The 17,733-nt window shown below is 68.7% G+C and carries 13 protein-coding genes; 1 reads left to right on the top strand and 12 read right to left on the bottom strand.

All coding sequences use genetic code 11. The features are described from left to right. The first annotated feature begins 11 nt into the window (after positions 1-11). The gene (locus tag GEMRO_RS0118210; RefSeq protein WP_027135152.1) at positions 12-785 is read left to right on the top strand and encodes a cyclase family protein; all 774 of its coding nucleotides are present in this window, start codon (positions 12-14) and stop codon (positions 783-785) included. 6 nt (positions 786-791) lie between these two features. On the opposite strand, the gene GEMRO_RS35705 is transcribed toward GEMRO_RS0118210, so the two are convergent. The 12 genes from GEMRO_RS35705 to GEMRO_RS0118150 all read right to left on the bottom strand — a co-directional run bounded on the left by GEMRO_RS35705 (position 792) and on the right by GEMRO_RS0118150 (position 17,532). Continuing rightward, positions 792-4,562, bottom strand: coding sequence for an AAA family ATPase (locus GEMRO_RS35705; RefSeq protein WP_027135151.1), 3,771 nt, complete (start codon positions 4,560-4,562; stop codon positions 792-794). After that, positions 4,559-5,794, bottom strand: a complete 1,236-nt coding sequence (locus GEMRO_RS0118200) for an exonuclease SbcCD subunit D C-terminal domain-containing protein (RefSeq protein ID WP_027135150.1) — start codon at positions 5,792-5,794, stop codon at positions 4,559-4,561. The genes GEMRO_RS35705 and GEMRO_RS0118200 overlap by 4 nt, the downstream gene beginning before the upstream one ends. A gap of 135 nt (positions 5,795-5,929) precedes the next feature. After that, entirely contained in the window at positions 5,930-7,054 is a 1,125-nt protein-coding gene (locus GEMRO_RS0118195; protein WP_027135149.1) for an acetoin dehydrogenase dihydrolipoyllysine-residue acetyltransferase subunit, read from the bottom strand. After that, on the bottom strand, positions 7,054-8,067 hold the full coding sequence (locus tag GEMRO_RS0118190; RefSeq protein WP_027135148.1) for an alpha-ketoacid dehydrogenase subunit beta: 1,014 nt from the start codon (positions 8,065-8,067) through the stop codon (positions 7,054-7,056). Before GEMRO_RS0118190 ends, GEMRO_RS0118195 begins: the two co-directional genes overlap by 1 nt. Before the next feature lie 13 nt (positions 8,068-8,080). Next, positions 8,081-9,004 carry a thiamine pyrophosphate-dependent dehydrogenase E1 component subunit alpha gene (locus GEMRO_RS0118185; RefSeq protein ID WP_051329649.1) on the bottom strand — a complete coding sequence of 308 codons (924 nt, stop codon included), beginning with the start codon at positions 9,002-9,004 and terminating at the stop codon, positions 8,081-8,083. Between the two features lie 166 nt (positions 9,005-9,170). After that, complete coding sequence (locus GEMRO_RS0118180) at positions 9,171-10,262, bottom strand: ABC transporter ATP-binding protein (protein WP_027135146.1); 1,092 nt, start codon at positions 10,260-10,262, stop codon at positions 9,171-9,173. 49 nt (positions 10,263-10,311) lie between these two features. Then, the gene (locus GEMRO_RS0118175) at positions 10,312-11,190 is read right to left on the bottom strand and encodes a carbohydrate ABC transporter permease (protein ID WP_027135145.1); all 879 of its coding nucleotides are present in this window, start codon (positions 11,188-11,190) and stop codon (positions 10,312-10,314) included. A 3-nt stretch (positions 11,191-11,193) separates the two neighbouring features. Next, a complete protein-coding gene (locus GEMRO_RS30400) occupies positions 11,194-12,219 on the bottom strand; it encodes a carbohydrate ABC transporter permease (RefSeq protein WP_051329206.1) in 1,026 nt (341 codons plus the stop codon). A gap of 56 nt (positions 12,220-12,275) precedes the next feature. Continuing rightward, positions 12,276-13,802 (bottom strand): extracellular solute-binding protein, encoded by a 1,527-nt coding sequence (locus GEMRO_RS0118165; RefSeq protein ID WP_027135144.1) that lies wholly within the window; start codon positions 13,800-13,802, stop codon positions 12,276-12,278. Positions 13,803-14,011: 209 nt separating this feature from the next. Next, on the bottom strand, positions 14,012-14,866 hold the full coding sequence (locus tag GEMRO_RS0118160) for a carbohydrate ABC transporter permease (protein ID WP_027135143.1): 855 nt from the start codon (positions 14,864-14,866) through the stop codon (positions 14,012-14,014). Beyond that, entirely contained in the window at positions 14,859-15,806 is a 948-nt protein-coding gene (locus GEMRO_RS0118155; RefSeq protein WP_027135142.1) for a carbohydrate ABC transporter permease, read from the bottom strand. The genes GEMRO_RS0118160 and GEMRO_RS0118155 overlap by 8 nt, the downstream gene beginning before the upstream one ends. Positions 15,807-15,885: 79 nt before the next feature. Beyond that, complete coding sequence (locus GEMRO_RS0118150) at positions 15,886-17,532, bottom strand: extracellular solute-binding protein (protein ID WP_205625022.1); 1,647 nt, start codon at positions 17,530-17,532, stop codon at positions 15,886-15,888. Positions 17,533-17,733 lie beyond the last annotated feature (201 nt).

Here is a 17,733-nt window from a genome sequence, read left to right as displayed (position 1 = left end):
GTCGCCGCTTCATGCCACGCCGGATCATCGACCTGTCGGTGCCCCTGGAGAACGACGTCGCCGCCGATCCTCCGGGCTACGAGCCGCGCATCGACTATCTGGACCACCGCCAGACCGCCGCGGATGTCGTCCGGTTCTTCCCGGGCCTGCGCGAGGACGAGCTGCCCGATGGCGAGGGCTGGGCGCTGGAATGGATCCGCCTCTCCACCCACAACGCCACCCATCTGGACGCGCCCTATCACTTCGCCTCGACCATGGATGGCGGCAGGCGCGCGATCACCATCGACGAGGTGCCGCTGGACTGGTGCTTCCAGCCGGGCGTGAAGCTCGACTTCCGCCACCTGCCCGACGGGCACGTGGTCGGCGCCGCGGAAGTGGCGGCGGAACTGGAGCGGATCGGCCACCGCCTGGCCCCGCTGGAGATCGTGGTGGTCAACACCCGCGCCGGCGCCGCCTATGGCAGCCCGGACTATGTCGCGGCCGGCTGCGGCATGGGCCGCGAGGCCACCCTGTTCCTGCTGGAACAGGGGGTGCGGGTGACCGGCACCGACGGCTGGAGCTGGGACGCGCCGTTCGTGCACACCAAGCAGCGCTACCAGGAGACCGGCGACGCCGGCCTGATCTGGGAGGGCCACAAGGCCGGGCGGGAGATCGGCTACTGCCACCTGGAGAAGCTGCACAACCTGGAGGCGCTGCCCGCCACCGGCTTTGTGGTGAGCTGCTTCCCGGTCAAGATCCGCGCCGCCTCGGCCGGCTGGACCCGGGCCGTGGCGATCCTCGACTGAGCCGGCTCAGGACGCCGTCACCTCCACCGTGCTCCGCCCTCCCCCCTGGGGCAGCACCTGGACCTTGACCGCGATCCGCTCCTTCAGCTCCTCGACATGGCTGATCACCGCGACCCGGCGCCCGGTCGCCTGGAGGCGCTCCAGGACCGAGACCGCCAGGCTCAGGCTGTTGGCGTCCAGCGCGCCAAAGCCCTCGTCGATGAACAGGCTCTCCACCTGGATGCCGTGGCCGGACGACAGGCTGGCCAGGCCCAGCGCCAGGGCCAGGCTGACCAGGAAGCGCTCGCCGCCCGACAGGCTGTGCACGCCGCGCACCTCGTCGGCCATGTAGCGGTCGACCACCTGCAGCACCAGGTCCCCGCCCGGCGCCCGCTCCAGCTCGTAGCGCGGGTTCAGTTCGGCCAGGTGCCGGTTGGCGAGATGCAGGAGCTGGACCAGGGTCAGGTTCTGGGCATAGCGGCGGAACCTCGTGCCGTCCGCCGAGCCGATCAGGTCGGCCAGGCGCAGCCAGACATCGGCCTCGGCCCGACGCGCCTCGATCTGCGCCAGAAGATCGGCCTGCTCGGCCCGGACCCGCCGGTCGCGCTCCAGTTCCGCCCGGTGCGCATGGTAGGCGCTCTCGGCCGAGCCGCGCCTGGCCTCCAGCAGGACCGTGGCTTCCTCGACCTCCTCGGCGTTCCAGGCGGGCGGCTCGGAGCGCTCATGCTCGGCCAGCGCGTCCGCCCGCTCGGACAGCGCCATCTGGCAACCCTCCAGCGTGCGCCTGGCCGCCTCCAGCCGCGCCCGCTCGTCCGCCAGCCAGCCCTCGCCTTTGGCCAGCGCCGCCTGCACCTGGTCGCGGCCAAGCCCGCGCGCGGCGAGTGCTGCCTCCAGCCTGGCCTCAGCGGTCGTGCAGGCCGAGCGCGCCGCCTCCAGGGCGCGTCCGGCCTGGCTCTCTGCCTCGGCGCACGTGGCGCGGACCTGCACCGCCTGGCTCGCCTGCGCCGCGGCCAGGCTCACCGCCTGCTCCGCCCGGGCCAGCTTCTCGTCCCGCTCCGCCTCGACCTCGGCCACCTTCCGCCCGTCAAGCAGCTGGGCCCGCGCGGCGCGGGTCGCTGCCTCATGCCGCTCCGCCCGCTCCCGCAGGCCCCCCGCCTCCGTCACCGCCTGGCGCTGGTGGACCAGCACCGCCTCGCAGGCACGAAGCTCCGCGCCGAGCTTCGCGATCTCGCCCTCCAGCTCCCGCAGCGCCAGGCTGCGCTGCCCCCATTCCAGCACCTGCTGCCGGCAGTTCTCCGCCAGGGCCGCCGGATCCTGGCGGCAGTGCTCCCGCCAGTCCGGCACCGGTCCCAGCAGGATCCCGTCCAGCCGGTCGAGCAGCAGGGTCTGGCGGTCCCGCGCGGCCTGCAGCCGTTCCTGGACCGCCCTCTCCTCCAGCAGCAGGCTCTGGCTCCGCTCGCTGTCCTGGCGCAGCCACTGGTCGACCGCCTCCTTCGCCGAGCGGCAGGCCTCCTGTTCCCCCTGGCGGGCGCGCAGCGCCTCCTCCAGCTCCTCCAGCCGTTCCAGTCCCGCGGCGGCCTCCTGGCGCAGCCGCCTGGCCGCGGCCAAGTGCGGCGCCAGGCTGTCGGCATCGCACGCGGCGGGCTCCCCCGGCGGCTCCGGCAGGGCGCCGTCCAGTGCCCGCAGGATCGGCTCCAGCTCCAGGCGCGCCGCGGCAAAGCGCGCTTCTGCCCGCTGCCGGTCGCTCGTCGCGGCCTCGGCGCGCGCAGCCCGCTCGGCCTCACCCGCGGCGATCTCCTCCAGCCGGGCCGTGGCCGCGCTGCCGAGGCGCTGCAGTTCCCCGACCGCCTCCTCCAGCTCTTGCACCCGCACCCGGTCGGCCTCCGCCAGCATCGCCAGCACCGCGTCGATCTGCACCTCGCCATGCTTGCGCGACCCGCAGACCGGGCAGGGCTGGCCCGGCACCAGCAGGGTGCGCAGATGCTCGGCCTGCTGCCCGGCGGCGGCCTCGGACAGGTCGCGGCCGCGCCGCGCCTCGTCCAGCCGCGCCTTGGCGACCGGCAGCTCCGCCTGCGCCTTGCCCAGCTCCGCCTGCGCCTTGTCCGCGCGCCCGGCATCGCGCGCAGCGCTGGCCTGGAGCTGCGCCAGCGCCTCGTCGGCACGGCGCACCCCCTGCCCGGCCTCGGCCAGCGCCTCCAGCTGGTGGACCGCGCTACCCGCCTGCTCCAGCCGCGCCTGCACCCGGGCACGGTCGATCTCCCTGGCCTGCGCGCGCGCGGCCTGGATCTCCCGGCCCAGCGCTAGGGCCTGGTTCTCCAGAAGCCGCGCCTCGTCCTCTTTATGGGCGCGTTCCGCCGCCCGGGCCGCGCTCGCCTCCTGCCCGGCCAGCGCCTGGCCGGCCAGCTTGGCGATGCCTGCCTCCAGCCCGGCCGCCGTCTCCAGGTCGCGCAGCACCTCGTCCAGGCGCGGCGCCAGGAGCGCCAGCGCGCCGTGCTGCTCCAGCCAGGCCTGGTGCTCGTCGCGCCGGGCTGCCGCCTCGCCTTCAGCAGCCCGGATCCTTTCCGCCTCCGCCTCGCCGGCCCCGAGCGCGTCCTGGCGCCGACAATGCTCCGCGGTGGCCTCGGCCGTCTCGGCCAGCGCCGCCGCCAGCTGCTGGTCCAGGCCCAGCGCTTGCTGCAGCAAGGGTGCCAACCGCTGGGCCTCGGTGCGCCGCTCCGCCAGCTCCCGCTCCGCCTGCCCGCGCGCGGCATTGGCCGCCGCCTCGCCGGCAGCGGCGGTCCGGGCGGCCTGTCCAGCCGCCTCCATGGCCTCCTGCCGTTCCCGCAGCTCGGCAGCGCAGCGCCCGGCATCGTCCCATTCCGCCCGCAGCGCGAAGGCGCGCTCGCCGGCCTCCAGCTCCGCCCGGGCCGGGGCCAGGGCCTCGTCCGCCTGGACGGCGGCGCGCAGCGCTTCCTCGGCCTCGGCCACCCGGGCCTTCAGCCGGGCACAGGCTCCGTGCCAGGCCGAGGCCTTGGACAGCTCGCTCCGCTCCCGGTCGAGCGCCGCCAGCGCGGCGGCGGCCTCCTGCTCGGCCGCCTCCAGTGCTATGCGCGCGTCCGGCTCCAGCGGCCGGATCTCCGCACCCCGGTCCTCCAGCAGCTTGATCGCCTGCTGCTCCGCCTTCCTGCGCTCGAACGCCGCCCTGGACAGCTCGGCATAGATCTGGGTGCCGGTGATCCGCTCCAGGAGCTCAGCGCGCGACTTGGCGTCCGCCTTGATGAAGGTGTCGAAATCGCCCTGGGCCAGCAGCACCGAGCGGCGGAACTGCTGGAAGCTCAGCCCGACCCGCCTGGCGATCTCGGCCAGCGTGTCGGTCTTCTTGTCGCCGATCGGCTGGCCGGTCTGCAGATCGGTCAGGGTGACGGTCTGCTGCTGAAGCTTGCCGTCCGCCTTGCCGCGCGCGCGGCGCACCTGCCAGCGCGCCCGGTAGGAGCGCCGGTCCTGGCCCACGAAATCGACCTCGGCAAAGCCCTCGGCAGCACCGTGGCGCAGGACATTGCGCACGTCGTTGTAGGCCTGCGCCCCGGCCTCGTCGCCGCCCGCCTGGCCGATCCTTGCCTGCTTGTCGGCATGGTCGAAGCGCGGCAGCTCGTCGAACAGCGCCAGGCACATCGCGTCCAAGAGGGTCGACTTGCCGGCCCCGGTCGGCCCGGCGATCGCCAGGATCCCGGCGGTGCGGATCGGCTCCGCCTCGAAGTCGACCTCGAAGGGCTGGGCGAGGCTGGCGAGGTTCTGGCCCCGGATCGCCTGGATCCTCATGGCGCCGCCTCCCGGCCTTCGGCATCGCGCACGTCGCTCAAAAGCTGGCGGAACGCCTGCAACAGGTCCTCGGCCGGCGGGTGGCCGCCATGCTCCTGGGCATGCATCCGCTGGAACACCTCGATTTCGGCCAGCTCGGCCAGTTCCGCCGGAACGACCTGCCCGCCGCCCGGCGCTGCCGCCGCGACCTCGCGCGCCACCCGCACCAGGCGCACCGGCTTGCCGTCCAGCGCCTGCTCGATCCGGCGGCGCAGATCCGGCTCCGGCCCGTCCAGCCTTACCGCGACCTCCAGGAACGCCCGGCGCTCCGGCCCCGGATCCTCCAGCGAAAGTTCCCGCAGCGCCGCCTCCACCTGGTCCAGCGGCACCGCACCGGTCCGCGGCACCCGCAGGAACGGCACGGTGCGCGGCGCCTGCACCGTCTCGATCCGCGCCTCCCCTCCGCCGTCCAGGTCGACCACCACAATCCCGTGGCGATAGTCCCGCTCGGTCACCGAAAGGGGAAAGGGCGAGCCGGCATAGCGGATCGCGGTCGGCCCCTTGATCTGCTGCGGCCGGTGCAGATGGCCCAGCGCCACATAGGCGGCATGGGCCGGATACACCGAAGCCGGCACCACCTCCGCCCCGCCGATCAGCACCCGCCGCTCGCTCAGGTCGGAGACCTCGCCGCCGGACACATGCAGATGCCCGGTCACCACCAGCGGCAGGTCGCCGCGCATCGCGTCGGCCGCCGCCACCGCCTGGCGGTGCAGTTCCGCCACCGGCCCGTCGCCGCCGACGTCATCGGGCAGGTCGCCTGGCCGCAGGTAGGGGATCGCCGCGCACACCGCCCGGATCGCACCACCCCGGTCGCGCAGCGGCACGGCCAGCCGCGCCGGGTCCGGCCGGCCGCCGGTGCGCGGCACCGAGCCCATGATCGCCACCCGCTGCGCGTCCAGGAGATCCGCCGGCAGTTCCAGCCGGCTGGGCGAATCGTGGTTGCCGCCGGTCAGGAGCAGCTGCAGCCCCGGCACCTTGTCGAGGACACGCGCCACGAACCGGTAGAAGCGCCGCTGCGCCGCGGTGGAGGGATTCACCGAATCATAGATGTCGCCGGTCACCAGCAGGACATCGGCGCCCAGCACTTCGACCTGGTCCAGCAGCCAGTCGAGGAAGGCGTCGTGCTCCAGCCCCCGGTCGAAGCCCAGGATCTCGTGGCCGAGATGCCAGTCGGAAGTGTGGATCAGGCGCATGGGCGGCTCGCGGGGATCGGCATCGGCGGCTTGTTGGGCAGGGCGGCAGGGGGCGGTGCCCGTATGTACCGGACCGGCATGAAAAAAGGGAGGCACGCGGCGCGTGCCTCCCTTCTCAAGGCCTTGTGTCGCGGCTCAGTCGGCCGCGGTGAACGCCAGGATCGCCTCGTTGACCTCGGGCGCCTTCTCCATGTGGATCAGGTGGCCGGCCTCGTCGAAGCGGGTGACCTTGACCGAGCCCGGCAGGCCGTCGGCATGCTTGGCCGGGACGATCTGATCCTGGTTGCCCCAGATCACCTGCACCGGGACCTTGGCGTCGCCCAGCTGGTCGCGCATCTGCAGCTGCTGGCTGCCGCCGGCAAAGATCGTGTCGCGGATCTTCTTCAGCGCCGCGTCGACCCCGTCCAGGCGCTTGAACTTCAGGACGTCCTCGACCATGTCGCCGGTCACCATCTCGGGCTTGGCGACCAGCATCTGCAGGATCGGCTCCAGCTTCTTGCGGCGCGACATCTCGATGAAGCCGTTGATGTACTCCATGGAGATGTCGGAACCCAGGCCGGCCGGGGCCAGCAGGGTCGCCGAGGCCACCCGGTCGGGATGGTTCAGCGCCAGGTAGAGGCTGACGGCGCCGCCCATGGAATGGCCGACCAGATGGGCCTTGGTGGCGCTCTTGGCGTCCAGGAAGCCCAGCACGGTCTTGGCCATCGAGGCGATATCGGCCTCGCCCACCTCCTTGGTCGAGCCGCCATGGCCCGGCAGGTCGATGGCGTAGGTGGTGTGCTTCTCGGCCAGCGGCGGCTGGTTGAACAGGAAGTTGTTCAGGTCACCACCATAGCCGTGGATCATCACCACCGGCGCGCCTGCTCCCTCGCCCATGGCGAGGAAGCGGATGCGCTGGCCGCCGACCTCGACCGTCTCCGGCTCCGGGCCGGTCTCGGTCACCGCCGCGGCCAGCTGCTCGGCGAACTTGGTCTGGAAGTCGTCGACGAAGGTGGCGATCTCGTCGTCGCTCACCGAGGCGTCCGCGACCACGCCCAAAAGCGCGCCCACCGGCACGGTCTCGCCGCCGGTCACCAGGATCTTGCGCAGCTTGCCGCCGATCGGGCTCTCGAAGGCGTTGGCGATCTTCGACGTCTCGATGTCGGCGATCTCCTGGCCCTTCTTGATCTCGGCACCCTCTTCCACGTGCCAGGCGGCCAGCATTCCTTCCTGCATCGCGAGGCCCCATTTGGGCATCACGATCGTCTGGATTTCTGCCATCAGTGCGACTTCCCCGTCACCGCGCGCACGGCGGCTTCGATCTTGTCCATGCTCGGAATGTAGAGGTCCTCGAGTGCTGCCGAGAACGGCACCGGCGCGTGCGGCGCGGTGACCATCTTGATCGGCGCCTTCAGCTTGTCGAACGCCTCCTGGCAGATCAGCGCGGAGACGTCGGTGGCCATGTTGCAGCGCGGATGCGCCTCGTCGACCACGACCACCCGGCCGGTCTCGGCGGCGGTCTCCAGGATCGTCTCGGTGTCGAGCGGCGAGGTGGTGCGCGGGTCGACCACCGTGCAGGAGATCCCCTCCTTGCTCAGCTTGTCGGCCACGTCGTTGGCGAAGTTCACCATCCGGCCGAACGCGATGATGGTGGCGTCGTCGCCCTCGCGGGTGACGTTGGCCTGGCCGAACGGGATGGCGTAGGCCTCGTCGGGCACCTCGCCTTCCATGTCGTACATCGCCTTGTGCTCGAAGAAGATGACCGGGTCGTCGTCGCGGATCGCCTGGATCATCAGCCCCTTGGCTTCATAGGGGTTGGAGGGGAGCGCCACCTTCAGCCCGGGGATGTGGGTGAAGATGTTGTAGAGGCACTGGCTGTGCTGCGAGGCGGCGCGGAAGCCGGCGCCGTACATGGTGCGGATCACCACCGGCGTGGTGGCCTTGCCGCCGAACATGTACTTGAACTTCGCCGCCTGGTTGAAGATCTGGTCGAAACAGACCCCCATGAAGTCGACGAACATCAAATCGGCGACCGGACGCAGGCCGGTCGCGGCAGCACCCACCGCGGCGCCGATGAAGCCGCTCTCGGTGATCGGCGTGTCGATCACCCGCTCGCGGCCGAACTGCGGAAGCAGGCCCTTGGTCACGCCGAGCGGGCCGCCCCAGGCGTCCTGCTCGCCGGCGGCGCCCGCACCGCCGGCGACGTCCTCGCCCATCACGATCACCCGGTGGTCGCGCTCCATCTCCTGACGGAGCGCCTCGCTGATCGCCTGCCGATAGCTCTTCTTGGCCATGGTTCTGTATCGCTCAGTAGGAGATGTAGACGTCGGTGAGCAGGTCGGCCTCGGTCGGCTGCGGCGCCGCCTTCGCCTCGACCACGCACTGGGCGATGCGGTCCTTGGTCTTGCGCTCGATCTCGTCCAGGTCGCCGCTCTCCAGCAGGCCCGCCTCGGTGACCCGGCGGCGAAACAGCATCAGCGGGTCCTTCTCGGCGCGGTACTTGGAGACCTCGTCGCCCGGGCGATAGGTCATCGCGTCGCCCTCGAAATGGCCGTAGTAGCGCAGCACCCGGCTGTGGATCAGCGAGGGGCCGCCACCGGCGCGGGCGCGCTCGACCGCCTCGCGGGCAGCCTCCCAGACCGCGAAGAAGTCGCTGCCGTCGACCTCGACCGAGGGGATGTCGAAGCCCTTGCCGCGGTTCACCTGGCTGCCGGCGACCGAGTACTTGGACGAGGTCGCCTCGGCGTAGCCGTTGTCCTCGACCACGAAGATCGCGGGCAGGTTCAGGACCTTGGCCAGGTTGTAGCTCTCGAACACGGTGCCCTGGTTGGACGCGCCGTCGCCGACGAAGGCCACCGCCACGCCGCCGGTCTTGAGGGTCTTGGCGGTGAGCGCCGCGCCGCAGATCAGGGGCGGGCCGCCGCCGACGATGCCGTTGGCGCCCATCATGCCCTTGGACAGGTCGGCGATGTGCATCGAGCCGCCCTTGCCGCCGCAAAGGCCGTCCTTCTTGCCGAAGATCTCCAGCATCATGGCGTGCTCGTCGCAGTCCTTGGCCAGGCAGTGGCCGTGGCCGCGATGCGTCGACGCGATGTAGTCGTCGTCGTTCAGATGCATGCAGATGCCGACGCCCGAGGCTTCCTCGCCGGCATAGAGATGAACGAAGCCCGGGATGCCGCCGGCCGAGAACTCCTCGTGCACGGCTTCTTCGAACTCGCGGATCATCACCATGCGGCGATAAGCCTTGAGCAGGTCCTCGCGACTCAACTGCACTTCTTGCCTCCCTGTCGCCTTTTCCGGCGAACCGTTTCACGACCGCTCTGCGTGCTTGAGCGTGACGTGGACGAACCCGGACGATCGCCGCCGGTCCGTTCCCCCCTGTCCATGTTGTGGACGGTCAGAACAGAGCCACGCCGTCGTCTTTCCCGAACAGGTGCCATCGGCTCCGGTCCAGGGTCAAGTGGCATGGCTCGTCCATGCGGCCCTCGAAATCCGGGCGGGTCTTCACCAGCACCTTGTCCTCGCCGAGCCGCACGTCGACCAGCATGTCGCCGCCGATCGGCTCGGTCACCAGGATGGTGCCGCCGAAGGAATCGGCCGACCCGCCCGTGGCGATCGCGACCTGGTCCGGGCGGATGCCCATGCGGATCTCGGCCTGGCGGTAGTGCTGCCGGACGATCGCCTCCTGCTCGGGCAAGAGCGGCAGGGCGAAGCTCGGATGGACGAACTGCAGCCGCCCGTCCTGCTCCACCAGCCGGCCGTCCAGGAAGTTGATCGGCGGCTCACCCACAAACCCCGCCACCCAGGCATTGACCGGATGGTCGTAGATCTGCCGGGGCGTGCCCAGCTGCTGGAGCACCCCGTCGTTCATCACCGCGATCCGGTCGGCCATCGACAGCGCTTCCAGCTGGTCGTGGGTGACGTAGATCATGGTGGTGCCGAGCCGGCGCTGCATCAGCTTCAGCTCGCCGCGCATGTGCGCGCGCAGCTTGGCGTCCAGGTGCGCGATCGGCTCGTCGAACAGGAACAGGGCCGGCTCGCGCACGATCGCCCGCCCGATCGCGGTGCGCTGCTTCTGCCCGCCGGACAGTTCGCCCGGCCGGCGGTCGAGCAGGTGGCCGATCTCCAGGGTGGCGGCCGCCTTCTTGACCCGCTCCTCGATCACCCGGCGCTCCACCCCGCGCAGCTTGAGCGGGTTGGCCATGTTGTCGAACACGGTCTTGTGCGGGTAGAGCGCGTAGTTCTCGAACACCATGGCGATGTCGCGGTCGCGCGGCGGCAGGTCGTTGACCCGCTTCGCCCCGAACCGGATCTCGCCGGCGCTGATATGCTCCAGCCCCGCCAGCATCCGCAGGGTCGAGGACTTGCCGCAGCCGGACGGGCCCAGCACCGCGACGAACTCGCCGTCGGCGACCTCCAGGTGCAGTTCCTTCACCGCCGCGGTGGAGCCGTAATACTTCCAGACCTTGTCGACACTCACCGAGGCCATGGGGACATCCTCATGCTCGCACCGCTCTTCTTTTGATAAGTAGGGGAGGTCATTCGCGCACGGCCCCCATGGTGAGGCCGGTGACCAGGTAGCGCCGGATCAGGAGGCCCAGGAGCATCATCGGCAGGGTGGTGACCACGCCCGCGGCCATGATGCTGCCCCACTGGATGTTCTGCGGCTGCACCAGTTCCTTGGTGGCGACCGGCAGGGTCTTCGCGCCGCCCGAGCCGATGATCGAGGCGAACAGGAAGTCGTTCCAGGCGAACAGCACGCACAACACCAGGAACGCGCCGATCCCGGGGGCCACCAGCGGCAGGATCGAGCGGAACGCCTGCATCCTTGTGGCGCCGTCCACCATCTGCGCTTCCTCGATGGCGTAGGGCACGTTGTCGAAGAAGCCTTTGAGGATCCAGATCGCGAACGGCAGGTTGAAAGTGGTGTAGGCCAGGATCAGGCCCCACAGCGAGCCCACCAGTTCCAGCGAGCGGAAGATCGCGTAGAGCGGCACCATCACCGCCACCACCGGCGCCATGCGCGTGCTGATGATCCAGAAGAACAGGTCGTTCTTGCCGCGGAACTCGGTGCGCGAGAGCGCGTAGGCGCAGGTCGCGCCCAGCACCACCGACACCAGCGCCGAGCCCAGCGCGGCCAGCACGCTGTTCATGAAGTAGACGCCGAAGTTCAGGTTCACGAACAGGTTGGCGTAATGCTTGAACGTCGGCGCGAAGTCGAAGAACAGCGCGATGCCGCTCCAGTCGCCCACGGCCGGGATCCGGAACGCCTCCAGCAGGTCCTTCAGGGACGACACGAACATCACGAAGATCGGCAGGATCGTCCAGATCAGGTACAGGACGAGAAAGGCCACCACCGCCACGCCAGCGACCCGCCGCGCCGGCGACTGGTACTCGACCACATCCTTGGAAGCCATGGCTCAGCCCTCCGTCCGGCCGACATTGCGCGCGGCGGGACTGTCGAAGATCTTCACCAGGATCATGCCCAGGATGATCGTCACCACCAGCAGGGTCAGCGCGATCGCCGCACCGCGGCCGAGCTTGAAGTACTGGAACGAGACGTCGAACAGGTAGACCGGCAGGATGTTGGTGGCGTCCGCCGGGCCGCCGCCGGTCAGGATCAGCACCGAGTCGATGAAGCGGAAATTGTCCATGAAGCGCAGCAGGATGCCGATCAGCAGGAACGGATAGAGATTGGGCAGGATCACCTGGAAGAAGTTGCGGATCTCCCCTGCCCCGTCGACCATGTTGGCTTCCAGCTGGTCGCGCGGCACCCGCTTGAGGCCGGCCAGGGTGATCAGGATGATCAGCGGCGTCCACTGCCAGACGTCGACCAGCACCAGGCCGATCATCGCGGTGTCCGGCGAGCCCAGGATCGAGGTCTCGCCCAGCAGGCCCACGCTCTGCATGAACCAGTGGTACCAGCCGAACGTGCCGTTATAGAGGTAGTACCAGACCAGGCCGGCGATCGCCGGGGCCATCATCATCGGCATCAGGAAGACCGTGACCAGGATCTTCTCGTAGCGCGACCGGTTGAGCAGCACTGCGATCAGCACGCCCAGGAGCACCTCGAAGAACAGGCACATGGCGCTGTACTGGATCAGCAGCCACCAGCCGTTGGAGAACTTGGTGTCGCGGGTGAACAGCCGCTCGAAGTTCTTCAGCCCGATCCATTTGTCGCCCGCCATGATGTCGACATCGTGCAGGCTCATCCAGATCAGCCAGAAGAACGGATAGAGCGAGATCGCCGCCAGCGTGATGATCGCCGGGGCCATCATGTAGAAATAGTAGCGGCGCGACGGCTCGGGGTTGCGGGCGGCCGGCTCGGCTTCCAGCACGGTGACGCCGTCGCGGGTGACGAAGCCGGGCATGATGCCGACCGGGTTGATGCCGCCCGGCCCGCCGCCACGCAGCGCCTCGCCGCCGGAAAAGACTTGGGTGGCCATGCCGGTGCTCCAGGCGCGCCTGCCGGCCCAACGCGGCCGGCAGGCGCTGCCGATGCTCAGATGTCGTTCAGATCGTCGACTTGATCGCGGATCGCCTCGCAGGCTTCCGCGGGCTCGGTCTGGCCGGAGATGCATTTCTGCACCTCGGTCAGGATGATCTGGTAGTACTCGTTCGCTTCCGGGATCTTCGGCCCCAGCACGAAGTGCGGGTCCCGGATGCCGTAGTCATAGACCGCGTCGAAGGTCAGCGCGTTCGGCATGTCGGTCGGACGCTGGCGCGCCTCCTTCACGCCCGGCATGTCCATCACCGCCTTGCGGGTCGGCGTGCCGCCCACGCCCTTGAGCACGTTGTACTGGGTGTTCTTCGAGGTCGACCAGATCGCGAACAGATAGGCGGCGCGCTTCAGGTCGTCGGAGGCGTTGTTGTTGATGCCGATGCCGCCGATGCCGCAATTGGTGCCGTTGACCGCCTCGCCACCGTTCTTGATCCAGCTGGCCTCGCCCTTCGGGCAGGCGGCGTAGGCGGTCTTGCCACCGGCCGCACGGCTGGTGTTCTCGTCCTCGATCGACGCCGCGAACTCGTGGTACTGGACCTGCATCGCGATCTGGCCGGCCTGGTAGACCGTGTTCAGCTGCAGGGTGTCGTTGGCGAGGTTGTCCGGATGGGCGACGTCCGCCAGTTCCTTCCACTTCTCCATCAGGAACACCGAGCTCTCGTCGCCCCAGTTGGTGGGACCCGGCTCCTTGGAGCCCAGCTTGTCGTCGATGTTGAACTCGGTCCAGCGGCCGTGCGCGAACATCAGGCGCTGGATGTCGAGCTGGGCGGTCCAGGCGAACGAGCCCTGGTGCTGGGCATAGCCGTAGGGCACGTCCTGGCCGGAGGCGCGCAGCTTCTTGAAGAAGTCGGCGAAGTCGTAGACGTTCTTCCAGGTGGTGTCGTTGGTGAACTCCATCCGGTAGCCGTACTCCTTCTCGAAGTCCGGGCTGTGCTGTTCGAACAGGTCCTGCCGGTAGAAGGTGCAGGCCACCGCCGAATCGTAGGGGAAGGCGATCAGGCGGTCGCGGGTGTACATGGTCCCGCAGGCATCGAGGAAGTTCTCGAACCAGGCGTCCGCCCCCATCCCGTCCGGATCCTGGGGCAGGGTGTCGTCGTTGACGAAGTCGTTCAGGTTCGCGAAGTAGTCGGCGAACGGCGCGCCGATCGGCTTGTCCTGCACATAGTTCAGGTGGAAGTCGGCCTGGCCGCTGCGCAGGTCGATGCCGACCTTCTGCTGCACCACCGGCAAATCGTCGGTGAGAATTTCCACCTCGATGCCGGTCAGGTCGTAGAACGGCTTCAGGTTCTCGCGGATCGCGAAGGACGGCGGCGTGTTCTCGCTCATGAACACGAGCTTGGTGCCGGAATACTGCTTCCACTTGCCGTCGTCGGACGAGGCGGCCTGCACCGGGCTGCGCGTCACCACCGAGCTCAGCCCGACCGCGATCGAGCCGGCGCCGAGCGCGGTCGCGACCCCGCCGCCCAGTTCCAGGAACCGGCGCCGCGGGATCCTCTTATAGATGGCATTCTTCGGAACATAGAACATCGAGCAGCCTCCCCTGTCGTCGTGATCGACGGTCCAAGTCGAAGCACACGTCCGTTTTTCCGGACATGCCCAAGCTCACCGCCGTTTGCAGCCGGGCTGTTCCGCCCGTATTGCCCTGATCATCGGTCTGTTTTGTGTAGACCGTTTTATCATTCGTAAGAAAAGCTAACGGCATCGTTCAGGGGCCGTCAAGCGCCACCCCTTCCCGCTCAGCCCTTGACCGCCCCCAGCGTCAATCCGCGCACGATATAGCGCTGCGCGATCAGCGCAATCAGGACCGGCGGGATCACCGCCACCATCGCGCGCACGCCCATGAACCAGAACTGCACCCCCCGTGTATCGACAGCACCTGCGATGTGCACCGGGATGGTGATCACGTTCTGGCTGCTGATCGCCACCGCGAACAGGAACTCGTTCCAGCTGAACGCGAAGATGATCAGGCCGGTCGCCGCCATGGTGGGGGCCGCCAGCGGCAGCGCCACCCGCCAGAAGGCCACCCAGTAGTTCGCCCCGTCCACCAGCGCCGATTCCTCCAGCTCCACGGGGAGCTCCAGGAAGGTCTGGCGCAGGATCACCACCACGAACGGCAGGATGAAGGTGGCGTTGATCAGGATCAGCGCCAGGTGGGTGTCCAGCAGGTTCAGGCTGCGCATGATCAGGTAGAACGGGATCACGGTCGCCACCGGCGGCAGGATGCGCTGCGACAGAAACCAGATGGTGATGTCCTGGTTCTTCCAGGTCCGGAACTGGAAGCGCGCGATGGCGTAGGCGGCGGGCGTGCCCAGCACCAGCGCCAGGATCGCCGCCGAGACCGAGATCACCGTGCTGTTGTAGAGCGCCCTGGTGGTCTCCGGCGTGCCGACCTGGTCCAGCCAGTTCTCGAGCGTCGGGTCGAAGTTCACCCAGGGGATGCCGAACCCGGCCACGGTGAAGGTGTCGGCCGGGTTGCGCAGCGACTGGGAGAACGACCAGTAGATCGGAAACAGGAAGGCCATCGTCACCGCGATCGCGATGATCGAGAAGATGGCCCAGCGCAGCTGGGCTGCGGCACCGCGTTCACCCATAGTTCTGACGCAGCCTCCGGAAGAAGAACAGCACGATCACCATGACCACCGCGAGCAGCCCGTAGGCCATGGCGCTGGCGTAGCCCAGATCGAAGAACCGGAGCCCGGTGCGGAACGCCAGGAACGAGTAGGACTGCGTGGCGACGCCCGGCCCCCCGCCGGTCAGCGCGAACGGGATGTCGAACAGCTTCACCGCCTCGGCGATGCGCAGGAGCAGCACGATGATGATGGTCGGCTGCAGGAGCGGCAGCAGCACCTTGGTCAGGATGTCGACCGCGGAGGCGCCGTCGATCCGGGCGGCCTCCAGCAATTCGTCGGGCACGCCCTGCAGGGCTGCCAGGAACACCAGGAAGCAGAACGGCGTCCATTGCCAGATGTCGACCACCGCCACCGAGAACAGCGCCCAGCCGGGATCGGACAGCCAGGGGATCCCGGTGAAGGAGAGCGGCCCGCCCTCCTCGTAGAAGATCGTGAAGAAGGAATAGCCCATCGCGATCGGGGTCGCGAAGATCGGCAGGATCATGATCGCGCGCAGGGCCGAGCGGCCCATGATCGGCCGGTTGAACAGCAAGGCTATCATGAAGCCCAGGCCCAGCTCGATCGGCACCGCGATGAACACGAACACCGAGGTGACCTGGATCGCCTCGCGGACCTGCGGGTCGGAGAACAGCCGGGTGAAGTTGCTCCAGCCGACGAACTCGGTGGTGGTGACCGAGTTGCGGATCACCACGTTGCGGGTGCGCGGCTCGCCCTTGGAGTTGAGGACCGGCTCGCCGGCCTCGTTGAGCACGGGTTCCTTGACCCGCTCGACCTGCATGGTCTGCTCGATCTTGTTGAAGGCGATGAAGAGCGAATAGCCCAAGGGGAAAATCGTGAACAGCAGCACCCACACGACGGCGGGTGCGAGGAACAGGAACCGTACCCGGCTCGTCCAGCGCATGCGTCCGCTCCAGTCGTCCAAACGAACCTGACCGTCCCGCCGGGCCCGGCTGGGTCCCGGCGGGGTCGAGGGGCGTGGATCAGTCCTGGTAGCCGATCGCGGCCTTGTAGTCGGCCAGCTGCTTGTCGCGGCCGATCCGGTCGGTCACCTGCTCCCAGGCCGCCGCGGTGTCGTCCAGCGCCTGCTGGGCGGACTTCGAGCCGGACATGGTGGAGGACAGGTTCTTGTCGAGGATGTCCCAGTACTCGAAGGTGCCGGGAATGCGCAGGTAGGGCAGGCTCACCGGCGCGTAGAAGGTCTCGTGGTAGGCATGGGTGTAGGCCTTGGCGTCCTCGGCGTCCCAGCCGGCCTTCTCGTAGTCCTCGACGCTGGCGGTGCCGCCGTCCTCGGGCAGGAACTGGTAGCTGAAGCCCGGGTCGACGCCGTCCCAGCCATACATCGCCATCATCTTGCTGACCGGCGGCATCGCCATCAGCGCCAGCAGCGAATAGGTCGCCTCGGGATTGGCGGAGAAGTTGGAGATGATGCCGTGCCAGGAGCCGCCGGTGGTGTTGCCGATCGGCTGCGGGTTGTCGGTCTGGACGAACTCCTTCTTCTCCATGTCGTAATATTCGTTGGACGACGGGATCATCGCCGACGCGCAGTCGCCCTTGACCTTGGAGCGGGTCTCGTCCTGGCAGAGCGCGCCCAGGTCACCCCAGGAATAGGCGAACACCGCCTTGCCGCGCAGGAAATAGTCCCAGGCCTCGCCGAGCGACCAGCCGACCTGGGCGGCCGGGCCGGTCTTGTGCAGCTCCTGCAGGAACTCCAGCGCCTTGACGTGACCCGGCATGTTGATCAGCGGGGTCATGTCGGTCGGGTCGAACCAGTACACGTTGTGGTAGCGGTCCAGCTTCTCGCCGGGCGTCATCGCGAACGAGGCCGAGAGCGTCTGGAAATGGTAGTGGCCCTGCTCGCCGACCTTGAGATGCAGCACCGCGCCGTTGTCCGGCTCGGCGTCGCTGTCGTCCCAGTTCTTGCCGTTGAAGAACTTCGCGATGTCCAGCAGCTGCTGCCAGGTCTTGGGCGGCGACGGCAGGTCGTAGCCGTACTCGGCCTTGAACGCTTCCTGGTGCTCCGGGTTCTCCAGCACGCTCTTGCGGTAGTAGAGCACCTGGCCGTCCGCGTCGTTCAGCACGCCGTAGGGCGTCTCCTGCCAGTGGTGCAGGGTCTTCAGGCTGGGCGGCATGGCGTCGTAGGACCATTGCGGGTACTCGCCCGACGCCATCAGCTCGTCGATCGGGTAGAGCAGCCCCACCGGCGCCACGTCGCCGTACCAGAACGCGCCCGCCATGAACGCGTCGTACTGGCCGGTGCCGTTGCGCAGGTCGAGCATCATCTTGGTGTAGTGCTCGCCGAACGGCAGCTCGACGATGTTCATCTTGCCGCCGGACAGTTCCTCCCAGATCGGCCGGAAGGAGAACAGCGGCCCGGAAATGCCGCCCTTGGGCCCGCCGCTGTTCACCGTGACGCTGATCTCGACGCCCTCGAACGGCTTCTCGTCGGGCCCGAAGATCGTCCCCAGCTCCTCGCGGGTGACGGTGATGACCTGGTTGTCGTATTCCGGCCCCATCTGGATGGAGACGGTGTCGTCGTCGTTCCACGTCACCTGGCCCTCGGCGGACGCCTGTCCGACCGACAGCGCAAGTAACGCCGAAGCGCCCAGAAGAACGCTGGTCATGCGCATGGGATGAACCCCCTGATCTGTAGCGGCCTGTTCTTTGGCGGCCGTCCGGGAGGCACTATGCGCAGCCATCCCAAGCTTGGCTAGGCCCGATCAGGCAGGTCCACGCTCAAAGCCGCAGATCAAGGCACCCGCCATGCCGGCCAAAGACACGCCCCCATGAAGGCAGCGTCCCGGAACAGGCGCGGCCACCTGCTGGCCGGT

Source organism: Geminicoccus roseus DSM 18922, from assembly GCF_000427665.1.
Lineage (GTDB): Bacteria > Pseudomonadota > Alphaproteobacteria > Geminicoccales > Geminicoccaceae > Geminicoccus > Geminicoccus roseus.
The sequence above is the reverse complement of the archived record's forward strand: the minus strand, read 5'-3'. Positions and strand labels throughout refer to the sequence as shown.

Coding starts and splice junctions, on each gene's coding strand:
- GEMRO_RS0118160 (WP_027135143.1), bottom strand. CDS start 14,866: ATGGGTGAACGCGGTGCCGCAGCCCAGCTGCGCTGGGCCATCTTCTCG.
- GEMRO_RS0118210 (WP_027135152.1), top strand. CDS start 12: ATGCCACGCCGGATCATCGACCTGTCGGTGCCCCTGGAGAACGACGTC.
- GEMRO_RS0118165 (WP_027135144.1), bottom strand. CDS start 13,802: ATGTTCTATGTTCCGAAGAATGCCATCTATAAGAGGATCCCGCGGCGC.
- GEMRO_RS0118185 (WP_051329649.1), bottom strand. CDS start 9,004: ATGGTGATGATCCGCGAGTTCGAAGAAGCCGTGCACGAGGAGTTCTCG.
- GEMRO_RS30400 (WP_051329206.1), bottom strand. CDS start 12,219: ATGGCCACCCAAGTCTTTTCCGGCGGCGAGGCGCTGCGTGGCGGCGGG.
- GEMRO_RS35705 (WP_027135151.1), bottom strand. CDS start 4,562: ATGAGGATCCAGGCGATCCGGGGCCAGAACCTCGCCAGCCTCGCCCAG.
- GEMRO_RS0118180 (WP_027135146.1), bottom strand. CDS start 10,262: ATGGCCTCGGTGAGTGTCGACAAGGTCTGGAAGTATTACGGCTCCACC.
- GEMRO_RS0118155 (WP_027135142.1), bottom strand. CDS start 15,806: ATGCGCTGGACGAGCCGGGTACGGTTCCTGTTCCTCGCACCCGCCGTC.
- GEMRO_RS0118195 (WP_027135149.1), bottom strand. CDS start 7,054: ATGGCAGAAATCCAGACGATCGTGATGCCCAAATGGGGCCTCGCGATG.
- GEMRO_RS0118175 (WP_027135145.1), bottom strand. CDS start 11,190: ATGGCTTCCAAGGATGTGGTCGAGTACCAGTCGCCGGCGCGGCGGGTC.
- GEMRO_RS0118150 (WP_205625022.1), bottom strand. CDS start 17,532: ATGCGCATGACCAGCGTTCTTCTGGGCGCTTCGGCGTTACTTGCGCTG.
- GEMRO_RS0118200 (WP_027135150.1), bottom strand. CDS start 5,794: ATGCGCCTGATCCACACTTCCGACTGGCATCTCGGCCACGAGATCCTG.
- GEMRO_RS0118190 (WP_027135148.1), bottom strand. CDS start 8,067: ATGGCCAAGAAGAGCTATCGGCAGGCGATCAGCGAGGCGCTCCGTCAG.